This is a genomic window from Flavitalea sp. (genome assembly GCF_035489435.1).
Taxonomy (GTDB): domain Bacteria; phylum Bacteroidota; class Bacteroidia; order Chitinophagales; family Chitinophagaceae; genus DATHKG01.
Genome location: NZ_DATHKG010000125.1, coordinates 1 through 12,619, shown reverse-complemented (window position 1 = coordinate 12,619; position 12,619 = coordinate 1). Strand labels below are relative to the sequence as shown.

The window sequence follows — 12,619 nt, the reverse complement described above, 5'->3', positions numbered from 1 at the left end:
AGTAATGAAAAGGGCCATACAGTACCAGACTCACCAGTGAACTCAAAAGGTCCATTGGGGTAAATGGTATCACTGCATGTGGCTTTTTCACAAAGTTATTAATAAGGTGATATCGATGAAACCGATCGAAGACTCACCACTGAACTCAAGCTCTCATAAATTAGTTCTTAAGGATCTTGAATTCCACTCTTCTGTTCAACTGCCGGTTTTCATCAGTGTCATTCGGTACTTCAGGTCTTGTTTCGCCATAGCCCTGAGAAATGATCCGGGCTGGTGCAATACCCTTTGAAAGAATATATTCCCGCACCGATCTTGCCCGATCGTCACTTAATTTGAAATTATATTCATCCGAACCTTTGCTATCTGTGTGTGCGCTCATTTCAATTTCGATAGCGGGGTTTTCACTTAGCAGAGTAACAACCCTGTCGAGTTCAACAAAAGATTCAGGACGCAAAAAGCTTTTATCAAAATCGAAGAACACGTTGTTTAACCGAACAACCTGGCCAATTTCGATGGGAACAAGATAAAGATCCTTGTGTATTTCACGATTACCGGCCTTTACCAGTGAGTCAAGATTCAGATTCTCTGATACTGCGAAAAACTTATCTGCTCTTGCGCGGATACTATAATTCTTATCATAAGGAAGAACGATTTTAAAAGAACCGTCCACTTCACTGGATATGCCATTGCCGGCTTCCACCCCATCAGGCAAAGTTTCATAAACAAGCGAGGCACTCAGCGGTTGCTTCGTTTTCTGATTGTATACGTTTCCGCTCACCAGTAACACCGGGTTTGGTTTTTCTTTTTCCAATAGTTTAACTCTCACGATATCGCTTTCCCCGAAACCATCCAGTTTTGTGGTGAGATAAGCATACTCACCGCCTGCGTCCAATGTAAAAAAAGCATCCCAGTCAGGTGTATTGATCGGGCTTCCGAGGTTCACCGGTTCACTCCATTTCTGCCAGGTCTTATCAAGCCTCCTGGTCATCCAGATATCATTGTCGCCGAGACCACCGGGGCGGTCACTACTAAAATATAAGGTTACTCCATCAGAAGCGATATAAGGTGTCATTTCATTTTTACCTGGCAGATTGAGTTTTTTACCAAGACTTTTTGGTTCAGACCAGGTCCCGTCTTCCTGGAGAAAACTGACATACATATCATTAAAGCTGCTCTTCTCGTCGGGTGTCATATAAAACAATAAAGTCTGCCCATCGTTGGCCATTGAAGCACCCGATTGGAGACCGCGATCGTATTTATGGTATCCGCGGATTTGAAGCATCTGTGGATTACTCCATTTTCCATTTCTTTTGCGATAACTCATGCTTACTCCTTTACCTTCAAATCCACCTTCAGTAAAGGCGCCCCGAATCAATATCCTGTTTTTATCGGGGGATATCCAGTACACTGCATTATAAAAGACTGTATTGATTGGATCTCTGAGGTGTCGTGCCTCGCTCCAACGACCGAGGCTGTCCCTTTCTGAATACCAGATATCCTGCGAGTTCGGGATAGAACTATATTTTGTATTGGCAGGATGGTTTTCTGTTATAAAGAAAAGCAGGTTGCCGTCGGCCGAAATAGTTGGTCTCAGCTCATGCAGATCAGAGTTGATGTTTTCTCCGAGATTTTCAATTTTGAGGATAGTCGAAGCAAATATGACTTTATCCTTTTGTTCCTTCAGGCCTCCTGTATCCGGGGCTGAAGTTTGGGCCACAGCCAGGGTAAGCCAGGCGGAGGCAATAAAAAAAGAGTAGACTTTTTTCAAGGGGTTGGGATTTAGGTACAATAACGTAGAAAATCACAAAATAATACGTAGGAATGCAATAATCACTGGTTCATGGCCCTCACAAATCGCCCGTTTTGTGTGGAAAATGTACGTCTTTATCAGGCCCACGAACAGTTTGATGCCAAAATCTGGCTGAAAAGGCGTATATTTAGGCGTTCTCAGGACCCTAAGTCATTGATCTTCAATGCAGGGCTTAGATTAAAAGATCAAAATCACAACGCGGATCCTGAATTAGCCCACAAAAAATAAATGATTTTATATGACAAATGACCAGATTGAGAAATTCCTGTCCGATGTTACGCTTGACAAATCCCCGGTTCAGATCAGTTTCAAAACCAGGAATACTATCCTGGGTATGTTTATCAAAACTGCAGATTATGCAGAGTTGAAATCAAAGAACTTCTGGAGAATTGTGAACGAGACTAATATGGAAAGCTATAAAAAGTCAGGAGATATTAATTTGGCAAGAATTTTCAGCGGAATGGAATTCACCAGGCTGAAACTCGCTGCAACAGAAAAGATCTAAAAGTTACGATTCCTTCTGACCGGTCTACTTCCCCTTTGCGGGGCAGACTATAACGTATTGCCATTTCGGACCTATAATTTCGTCGTAATCGTATCGTCGTAACAATTCGCGAACCCTTACCGACCTCACCATCGTAACCCTAACTTCGGGACCGGATCGTTGTGGCCCAGTAGACTTAAAACTATTGGAACCGATTTATTCTTCGTACGCGGCCTTCATTTCAGCCCGGCAGATGCTGTCTGCGCACGTAATCTGCCTGTTTTTTTCACACCGTCACACTGACTTATAACATATTCCGGCCTCCGGTGTTATGAGTATTACTGCAATTCCTAATCAATACATAAGCATGAAAATCGCATTTATAGCAAGTTATCCGCCAAGAGAATGCGGAATAGGGACATTTACGCGGAACCTCTATCATTCTTTAACCGACTGTAAAGAGGGAGGCGGCCCTTCCAATACCGGTGTGGTTATCGCGATGAATGATATTGAGGAAGAGTATGACTATCCGGATGAAGTCAAATTTGTTATTGCCCAGGAACAACAGGGTGAATATATAGAAGCTGCAAAGTTTATAAATATAACAGGTGCAGATGTGTGTGTGCTGCAACATGAATATGGTATCTATGGCGGACAGAACGGCGTCTATATACTCCCGTTGTTACACCGGCTTGAGATACCGTTGATCGTAACACTTCATACTGTGCTGAAAACTCCATCTTATAACGAAAAAGCAATTCTCTCAGAGATTTGCAAGATGGCCGAAAAGGTGATTGTGATGAGTAATAAGGCGGTTGAGTTTTTAACCGAAATCTATGAGATTCCCGCCGAGAAAATTGAGATCATCGAACATGGAGTACCTGATCTTCAGTTTAACCAGGTCGCAACCAAAAAAGAATTCAAACTTGAAAACAAAAAGGTACTACTGACCTTTGGGTTTATAAGCCGCAATAAGGGCATTGAAACGGTTATCAAAGCTTTGCCTGCAGTGGTGGAAAAATATCCTGAAACTATATATATTATCCTTGGTAAAACACACCCGGCCGTATTACGTCATTCAGGGGAAGAATACCGGATCTACCTGCTGCGATTAATAAAAAATCTGAAACTCGAAAAGCACGTTCTCTTTCTTAATGAGTTTATTAATCAGAAAGAGTTATTCAAATATCTTTTTGCTTCAGATATCTATATAACACCCTATCTGAACGAGGCACAGATAACCAGCGGTACACTTTCTTATGCAGTAGGAGCCGGTGCTGCTGTTATTTCTACGCCTTACTGGCATGCGGAAGAGTTATTATCAGATGGGCGCGGACGATTATTCGACTTCAATGATTCCGTCGGTTTATCTTCTATCCTGATGGAACTACTCGATAAACCACAGGAGATGTTCCGTCTACGGAAAAAAGCGTATGACTATGGACGTGAGATCACATGGCCGAATATTGGCGAAAGATATCACGAAACCCTGGAGACAATACTGCGTGAACATATCACCAGGCCGATGAAAAAAGAAGCGCTGTTTGATCCCCAGTTGTTGCCACCCTTTACACTTGATCATATTAAACGTATGACTGACGATACGGGTATTATCCAACACGCAAAATTCGGGATTCCAAATCTGAAAGAAGGCTATTGCCTGGATGATAATGCAAGAGCGCTGCTGATGGTGCTAATGGCATTCAAACAAAAGAAACACCCGCTGGCACTTGCATTGTCACCCATCTACCTTAGTTATATTCATTACATGCAAAATGATGATGGAACTTTTCGGAATTTTTTAAGCTTCAACCGTAACTTTCTTGATGAGATAGGGTCAGAAGACTCTTTCGGACGCGCAATCTGGTCACTCGGTTTCCTGATTGGTAATGCCCCTAACGATGCCTATTATCAATCTGGCAAAGAAATCTTTTTTGAGGCTGCAGTAAACTTTGAGAAGCTTAAATCTATCCGCAGTATTGCTAACACGATGATCGGTATCAGCTATTATCTGCGCGCTAATCCGACGGACGACGGAATGATTGAAAGACTGAGAAGCATGGCTTTTGTACTCATCGATGAATATGCCAAATGCCGGACGGATGATTGGCACTGGTTTGAAAGTTTACTCGCTTATGATAATGGAATGTTACCAAATGCACTACTTCATGCAGCGGGCATCCTGAACGATGATAAGGTGCGGCATGTAGCTATTGAAAGTATGCACTTCCTGGCCGAAAAAACGATGAGCCAGGGATATTTATCAATCATTGGCAACCAGCAATGGTATTTCCGCGATGGTACCCAATCTATGTTCGCACAGCAGCCGTTGGATGCGCTGGCTATGGTGCTGATGTTTCACCAGGCATATGAGCTTACAAAAGACAAGCAATATCTTACAAAACTGTATACTTCCTTTATGTGGTTCCTGGGGGAAAATGATCTAAGGATGAGTTTATATGATTTCGAAACAAAAGGTTGTTGTGATGGACTTGAAAGTTATGGTGTGAACCGCAACCAGGGTGCTGAAAGTACGCTTGCTTATCTCATCTCACATCTTACAGTGTTGAGAGCATTCGAAGATTTTTATAACAGCGATAACTGAAAACCAGTTGTGAGTTGTGAGTGGTTAGTGGTTAGTTAAGTTATGAGTTATGAGTGGTTAGGGCCTTGATGAAGTTTGGGAAGCCCTGTAAAAATAATAGTTAAGTACAGTTAAACTAATATGAAAATAGCGATTCTTTCTCCGTTAGCCTGGAGAACGCCACCGGAAAAGTACGGGCCCTGGGAACAGATTGCTTCCTCTGTAGCTGAAGGAATGGTAAGAGCGGGGCAGGATGTCACCCTCTTTGCATCGGGTAATTCGATAACCTCAGGTAAGCTGGCTTCTGTAATTCCAAAACCATATGGCGATGATCCGGCTGCCGATGTGAAAGTGAATGAATCACTTCATATCAGCAACCTGATGGAAAGAGCTTCAGAATTCGATATCATACATAATCATTACGATTTTCTGCCGCTTACTTATTCAAAACTTATCAATACTCCCGTAGTCACAACTATACATGGTTTTTCATCACCCCTTATAATACCGGTATATAAAAAATACAATGGCAATTCCCATTATGTTTCCATCAGCAACGCTGACAGAAATGAAACCCTGCGTTATATAGCCACGGTATATAACGGTATTGATACCACGAAATTCGACCTGAATGAGCATCCTGAAGATTACCTTCTTTTTTTTGGCAGGATACATCCGCATAAAGGAACTTCAGAATCAATTGAAATTGCCAGGCGCGCCGGGCTGAGACTCGTTATCGCCGGGCTGATACAGGATGAAAACTACTGGAAAGAAAAGGTTGAACCATTCGTTGATAACGAGCAGGTATTATATATTGGAAACTGCGGACCTGAAAAAAGAAACGAAGTCCTTGGTAAAGCCATGGCTCTTTTACATCCAATCAGTTTTGACGAACCATTTGGGTTAAGCGTTGCTGAAGCAATGTGTTGCGGCACTCCCGTGATAGCTTTCAACAGGGGCGCGATGCCTGAATTGATCATCGACGGACAGACAGGATTCCTGGTTAGCAATATTGATGAAGCCGTCGATGCTGCAAAGCGCCTGGGAGAGCTTAACAGGTTGGATTGCCGTACACATGTGGCAAGGTATTTTTCCCGCGAAAAGATGACAAAAGATTATCTGCAGGTATATCAGCAGATTCTCAGTATCTAAGCTGTTACTTTTGTCCGTTTCAACGCTTTAATCAATTCTTCCATATTTACCGTGGCATAAGTTGAAGCATAATCAGACATTGCATAGGGTATATATAGATTGCCCATATGTATAAGCGAGCCACATGAATACACAACATTTGGAACATAACCTTCCCGCTCTTTTTCATTAGGAGCAATCAACGGCGTTTCAAGCCTTCCGATCTCAATCTCCGGGTTTTCCAGGTCGAGTAAAGAAACACTCAAAACATATTCTCTCACTGGCCCAACTCCGTGAGTTATTACGAGCCATCCTTCGGGGGTCTCTATAGGCGAACCGCAATTTCCCATCTGAACAAATTCCCAAGGAAATTTTGGCGTTTGTAAAATGTCTGCCTTGCGCCATACATTGATGTTATCTGAAAAAGATATATAGTTGTTTACTCCATCTATCCGGCAAAGCATCACATATTTGCCATTTATTTTCCGGGGAAACAATGCCATTCCTTTGTTCTGTGCAACTTCACCGTGAATTGGTAAAACCTTGAAATGATAAAAATCTTTGGTCTCTAAAAGTTTAGGCAGTATGGTTATGCCGTCATAAGCAGTATAGGTTGCATAATAAGTTACTTCACCATCATCGTCGGTAAACTTCACAAATCTGGCATCTTCAATACCTTTTTGTTCGGTTTCGGCTATTGGAAAAATTACCCGCTCTGAAATGGATGTGTCAACAGAAAAATCCATTTCATAATGCGATTTCGCCAACCAGGTCATTTCATTAAGCAAAACAAGAGAGCCGGTATCATGCACCTGCTGTTTGGTTTCCTCAATATACTGTTTCAACTCCTCGTAGGTAAAAGTTTCCCCGAGTTTTTCCATCATTATCGAAAATGCCCGGCTGCTGCAATCCTGCATCTCCTCTAGTTTCTCGCGGAATGATTTCTTGTGATACAGATAGCTCTTTACATGGTCAGGTGCATCGAGCATTTTACCCGGTTGTTCAACAATGATAGTGTTGTCACTATCAATGATACCTGATCTGAAAACAATAGAAGAAATATGTCCCTCACCGGTTGCCCTGAAACTGATGATAACCCGTTTCTGATTTTGAGACAGACCACTTTGATCCGGATCTTCTACCATCGATGGATTAAAAAAGGCAGCGGCTTCAATACTGTATTCCATGGTACAATAAGCGCCGATCAGTACTTTTTGACTGGTTGTAAATAAATCTGTATCAATATTTTCAGGTCCCAGCAAGCCAGCTACCTTATTAAAATGTTTTTCGAAAATCTTTGAGATGCTGCGATGGCGTTTTGAGTAATCACGTAACACTTCGGTAAGCGCTTCCTGTTGTCTCTTCGGAGAGAGCGCCATGATCTGTTTGATAAGATCGATACTTCTTTCTTTATTAGTATACAATAACCTTGCTATAACCCTGCTTGAATCAGGTTCAAATAAGATATTCTTTCTGGATACGTTCACGGGCATACGATACAATTAATGATTTATTGGTTCTAATATTTAAGCGAACCTCAACCTGAAAAATACTTGTTATTATTCACAAACTGATCCTTCCGGTCAAATATGATTTTGTCTGCCGGGGCTGTCTGTCAAAGTCTTTAATGGTATTCATTTAAGTTTAAATCCCCCGGATAGAAAAAGGGGATGCACCGGCATCCCCTTTAAACTGTTAAACTGTAAATTTATTTCAGCCAGCCAGGTCCTTATTATTTACCGTAGCTGATCCGGTATATCGTTCCCTTGGTATCATCAGTTATATAAATCGATCCATCTGGTGCTTCAGCCAGGCCGCAGGGCCTGTGAGGGTTATTGGGTGAAGTAAAATTGTCTGCAAAAATCTCCCATTTGCCGGCTGCTTTATTACCCTGGAAAGGAACGAAACCGACCAAATAGCCTTTTTTCAATTCCGCAGAATTGCCATGAAATGCCACAAAAGCCCCGTCTTTGTATTTTGCCGGCAAGCCTTTTCCTGTGTGGAACAGCAGGGCATTTGGTGCAAGATGCGCAGGAAAATAAACTGTAGGTGCCGGTGATTTAACGGTTGCCTCCTTTTTACCATCTCCACCATATTCCGGGGCAAGTATGGACTTGCCCTTTTTATGATCAAAATATGAATAGGGCCATCCACCCTTCGTGCCTTTGTGAATTTCATACATTGACTCTGCAGGCAAAAGGGTGTTTTCTTCCTTGGTGTAATATTCAGGATAATCATCAAGTCTGTCGCGGCCATGCTCAAGGAGAAACAGTGATTTGGTTTTATCGTTCCAATCAATGGCTACCGAATTTTTATAGCCGGTTGCATACCGGTTGGCCATGCTCATTGTCTGGTTCAGCTTATTGGTTTTGAACACCCATATGCCACCAACCGAATCGAGCAGGGGACACGGCATTGGAGCCTGTTTGGATTTTTCATCAATCCGGCAGGAATTGCTATAAGATCCAACGTTTACGTAGATATTAGCATTATCATCAACGGCCAGTGGTTTGGCATTGTCGCGGTTATGATTTACCAGTCCGGTAATGATTCTTTCCGGTTGATCGGGGTTGATCACTTCACCTTTTGCGTCAAGTTTGTAGCGGAAAACATCATCATTGGAGGATGCATATAGGTAATCATTTTTGATTGTTATGCCTGTGCCGGGATAGTTACCAAATCCTTTTTGAACATCGATTACCCCATCCCCATTGGTGTCTTTCAGATAAAAGATACCATTGCCGTCCTTGAGCCTGGACAACTTTACATAGATACCGCCCTGTTTGGTCACCACAATATGCCTGGCGCCACCAAAACCTTCAGCAACAATGGTCGCCTTGAAACCTTTTGGAACAACCAGCGTTGCATTGGTTGCAGTATCAGCCGCAGGTCCATTAACATTTGCTTCTGCCTGATTGAACCCAGATATCACGCAAGCAGCGGCCGCGCAAATCAAAAACTTTTTCATATAAAAAATAACTTTGAGTTGGTAAAGAAATACAAAATATGGTTTAGCCTACAAGATATGGCTTAAGCTCCTATATTATTAAAAAGCCGCCTTATACTGAGCAGGCTGACCTGGTTTTGGTGTTGATTGTTTTATGAACTGGCGGATATGCTCGTTACTGGTTGCCAGGTCTTCTTTACGCAGATACATCATATGACCGCTGCGATAACCCTGGAAACTTATCCGATCTTTGAGCCGGCCCGAAGGATCAATCTGCCACATGTTATATTTTGCATTAAAGTAATCGCAGGCACCATCATAGTAGCCTGACTGAACCATTACATGCAGGTAGGGATTTGATGACATTGCCCGCCCAAGATTTTCGCCTGTCCTGTTATTTGTATTGTCCCATGGTCTTACCGGTCCGAACATATTGTATTTGAAATCAGTCTTGTAATTCAACTTTTCCCTCATGTACATATTGATAGGAGGAGTGAACGAATGCAGCCAGGAGGTTAATTCTGCATTAAAATCCGGTGTGAGACCGGCATCCTGTTTGTCTAGCCCAAGATATCTTGAATCGAGCCTTCCGATAGTGAAACCCTTATCTCTCAGCAATTCTTTCCAGAATAAATTGGTAGAGACATCAAGATTGTTCTGAAGAATCACTTGTTCAGACAGCCCTGAATACCTGGCCATTTTTGCGGCGATTGCTTTTTTCTTATCCGCTGTAAGCAGGGAGCCTTTGCTCATAGCTGCTACAAGTTCGTCCATAGTAAAGGCTTCTACTTCTGGAAGCACAGCGCTCAGATCTTTTTGCTGAAGATCTGCGGGCAGTTTTTTATGGTACCATGCCGTTGCAGCAAAATAGGGAAGCCTTAGTGCCGCGTCAACCGGTGCTCCTCTCTCAATTCCAAGATCGGTTGGAGACACAAGAACAACACCATTAAAGTACATCCACTGAGTTTCCTGCAGTTCAAGCGCAAGTCCTGAAACCCTGGTTGTTCCATAACTTTCCCCGATCAGATATTTGGGAGATGCCCAGCGATTGTTCCGGGTAACAAAAGTATTGATCCATTCTGCCAGATATTTAATATCAGCATTCACACCGAAAAACTTTGTTTTTGGTGCGTCCTTCATCATCCTGGAATATCCTGTATTAACAGGATCGATAAAAACGATGTCGGCGACATCAAGGATTGAGTGAGGGTTTTCTTTGAAGCCGTATGGTTGAACAGGATAACCTTCATCGTCGATATTAAGCAATGCAGGTCCTGTATATGCGATATGCATCCATACAGATGCTGATCCTGGTCCGCCATTGAAAGACACCACAAGCGGACGACTGGCCCTATCCTTTATATCAGTACGTTCATAGAATGTATAAAAAAGACCCGCAATCGTTTTGCCATCTTCGTCCCAAACGGGCATAGTGCCGGCTGTAGCTTTATAAGGTATTCTCTGTCCCTTTATTGTTACCTCATGTGTTGTTGTTACTGATGACTCAGGATTAAAAACAAGATTGGTAGGAGAGGGTTTCTCATCACGTGAAGGCGCTGCTTGTGCAGTTGGTGTTGACACTGCAGGCCCGTCAGTAGCTGCAGGCAATGCATTCCGCGCCTGTCTTTGTTGCGCGGTTAAAGATGATGCAAGCAGCAAAGTGAACACCAGGGGGGGAAACTTTTTCATAAACGTTAATAGTTTGGATGGTCAAACTTAGTGAAAAAAATATTTGAGCTTTCATCTTAATGGCCTGGCTATACTGCGATCCGGGGAAATTGATGCTTAATATTTCATTATCTTGTTGCCATAAATTTTCAATCGTTCTGCCTGATAATATTATCTCAGCTTCGTTTGCAGTATATCAAAATTCCAGGTTATATGAAATTCACAAGGTTTTATTCCGGTCCGGGAGCTATCTTTTTTTTGATCATTTTTTTCGGTGTTCAGATAAACATTTATAGTCAACACCGACCGATCAACCTGCAATGTGAGTACCTGGTCAGTCCCATCGGTGTCGATTCTTATCATCCAAGGCTTTCCTGGAGCCTGGCTGATAGCCGGAAAGGCGCGTTGCAAACAGCTTATTCAATCACAGTGGCAACTGATTCACTGATGCAAAAAAAGGTCTGGCAATTGCCCGCCTCCAGGTCAAATGGTGCAGCTTGCCTGGTGACCTATAAAGGAGAGGCGCTAAAGCCCTTTACGAAATATTACTGGAAGGTCATAAGCATAGACAAGGCCGGAAAAAATTCTAAGGCTGCATTCAGCAGCTTCGAAACAGGAATGATGGATATGAAGAACTGGAAGGGATCCTGGATCAGTGACCTGGCTGATGTGAATGTTAAACCGGCAGGATTGTTCAGAAAAGATTTTGGTGTAGATAAAAAAATAAAATCCGCAAGGGCGTATATAGCAGTGGCGGGATTGTACGAATTATATTTAAATGGAGAAAGGATCGGCAACCATCGCCTTGATCCTATGTACACCAGGTTTGATCGCCGCAACATGTATGTTACTTATGATGTAACGAACCAAATCAGCCAGGGTAATAATGCAATTGGTGTAATGCTTGGCAACGGATGGTACAACCATCAGTCGACTGCTGTCTGGAACTTCCACCATGCTCCCTGGCGGGCTCGTCCGGCTTTTTGCCTTGACCTGCGGATTACTTATGAGGATGGAAGCCAGGAAACCATAACATCTGGCAAAGAATGGAAGACCTCAACCGGGCCTGTCATCTTCAACAGCATTTATACTGCTGAACACCAGGATGCAAGATTAATCCAGGCTGGCTGGAACAAAACCGGCTTTGATGAAAGCAAATGGAAGAATGTTATTTATCGTGCCGCTCCTTCCGGGAATATAGTTTCGCAACTGATGCACCCGGTAGAACTTGTTGAAAAAATTCCTGCGGCTAACCTGAAAATAATAAGTGACACTGTTTATGTTTTTGACCTGGGAAGAAACATTGCAGGTGTTAGTTCAATCACCCTGCAAGGCGAGGCGGGTACTACTATCAGGCTCAGGCATGCAGAACAGGTTTATGATAACGGAAGGGTGGATATGTCGAACATCAATGTTCACTACCGGCCAACAGATGATAAAGATCCTTTCCAGACAGATGTTTATATTCTTAGTGGTAAAGGCAGCGAAACTTTTATGCCACACTTCAATTATAAAGGATTTCAATACATTGAAGTAACAAGCAATAAACCAATCACACTTACCAAAGAAAGCCTGACCGGGTATTTCATGCATAGCAATGTGCCTCCAACCGGTAGCATCAGGTCTTCCAATCCTACCATCGATAAAATCTGGAGCGCAACAAACAATGCATACCTCTCAAATCTTTTTGGTTATCCCACCGATTGTCCTCAACGTGAAAAAAACGGTTGGACAGGCGACGCACATATTGCCATTGAAACCGGCCTTTATAATTTTGATGGTATAACGGTTTATGAAAAATGGATGGCTGACCACAGGGATGAGCAACAACCAAATGGTGTATTGCCTTCTATCATTCCAACGGGTGGCTGGGGTTATGAATGGGGGAACGGACCCGACTGGACAAGCACGATAGCGCTGATACCCTGGAATGTTTACCTGTTCTACGGTGATGCCAGCTTACTTGCAAACTGTTATGATAATATAAAGCGCTAC

General features: G+C 42.8%; 8 protein-coding genes. 4 read left to right on the top strand and 4 right to left on the bottom strand.

What is annotated here, in order from left to right; genetic code table 11:
* Positions 1-160 precede the first annotated feature (160 nt).
* Positions 161-1,768, bottom strand: a complete 1,608-nt coding sequence (locus tag VK664_RS20165; RefSeq protein WP_461400504.1) for an OmpA family protein — start codon at positions 1,766-1,768, stop codon at positions 161-163.
* Positions 1,769-2,048: 280 nt separating this feature from the next.
* Between VK664_RS20165 and VK664_RS20160 the strand changes: the two genes are divergently transcribed.
* The 3 genes from VK664_RS20160 to VK664_RS20150 all read left to right on the top strand — a co-directional run bounded on the left by VK664_RS20160 (position 2,049) and on the right by VK664_RS20150 (position 6,030).
* Positions 2,049-2,315, top strand: coding sequence for a short-chain dehydrogenase (locus tag VK664_RS20160; protein ID WP_458926501.1), 267 nt, complete (start codon positions 2,049-2,051; stop codon positions 2,313-2,315).
* 346 nt (positions 2,316-2,661) lie between these two features.
* A complete protein-coding gene (locus VK664_RS20155; protein ID WP_461400503.1) occupies positions 2,662-4,899 on the top strand; it encodes a glycosyltransferase family 4 protein in 2,238 nt (745 codons plus the stop codon).
* Positions 4,900-5,019: 120 nt separating this feature from the next.
* Positions 5,020-6,030 carry a glycosyltransferase family 4 protein gene (locus tag VK664_RS20150; protein WP_461400502.1) on the top strand — a complete coding sequence of 337 codons (1,011 nt, stop codon included), beginning with the start codon at positions 5,020-5,022 and terminating at the stop codon, positions 6,028-6,030.
* Here the strand turns inward: VK664_RS20150 and VK664_RS20145 are convergent.
* The 3 genes from VK664_RS20145 to VK664_RS20135 form a co-directional block, all read right to left on the bottom strand.
* Positions 6,027-7,502 (bottom strand): glycoside hydrolase family 130 protein, encoded by a 1,476-nt coding sequence (locus VK664_RS20145; protein ID WP_461400501.1) that lies wholly within the window; start codon positions 7,500-7,502, stop codon positions 6,027-6,029. The two genes, VK664_RS20150 and VK664_RS20145, sit on opposite strands and share 4 nt — an antisense overlap.
* 239 nt (positions 7,503-7,741) lie before the next feature.
* The gene (locus VK664_RS20140) at positions 7,742-8,977 is read right to left on the bottom strand and encodes a PQQ-dependent sugar dehydrogenase (RefSeq protein ID WP_461400500.1); all 1,236 of its coding nucleotides are present in this window, start codon (positions 8,975-8,977) and stop codon (positions 7,742-7,744) included.
* 78 nt (positions 8,978-9,055) lie between these two features.
* The gene (locus VK664_RS20135; RefSeq protein ID WP_461400499.1) at positions 9,056-10,645 is read right to left on the bottom strand and encodes a S10 family peptidase; all 1,590 of its coding nucleotides are present in this window, start codon (positions 10,643-10,645) and stop codon (positions 9,056-9,058) included.
* Between the two features lie 192 nt (positions 10,646-10,837).
* On the opposite strand from VK664_RS20135, the gene VK664_RS20130 reads away from it, so the two are divergent.
* Positions 10,838-12,619 (top strand): family 78 glycoside hydrolase catalytic domain (locus VK664_RS20130; RefSeq protein ID WP_461400498.1); only part of this gene is annotated, 1,782 nt, incomplete at its 3' end.

Bases quoted from the DNA above. Each gene is read 5' to 3' on its own strand.
- VK664_RS20160 (WP_458926501.1), top strand. From the start codon at position 2,049: ATGACAAATGACCAGATTGAGAAATTCCTGTCCGATGTTACGCTTGAC.
- VK664_RS20135 (WP_461400499.1), bottom strand. From the start codon at position 10,645: ATGAAAAAGTTTCCCCCCCTGGTGTTCACTTTGCTGCTTGCATCATCT.
- VK664_RS20155 (WP_461400503.1), top strand. From the start codon at position 2,662: ATGAAAATCGCATTTATAGCAAGTTATCCGCCAAGAGAATGCGGAATA.
- VK664_RS20150 (WP_461400502.1), top strand. From the start codon at position 5,020: ATGAAAATAGCGATTCTTTCTCCGTTAGCCTGGAGAACGCCACCGGAA.
- VK664_RS20145 (WP_461400501.1), bottom strand. From the start codon at position 7,502: ATGCCCGTGAACGTATCCAGAAAGAATATCTTATTTGAACCTGATTCA.
- VK664_RS20140 (WP_461400500.1), bottom strand. From the start codon at position 8,977: ATGAAAAAGTTTTTGATTTGCGCGGCCGCTGCTTGCGTGATATCTGGG.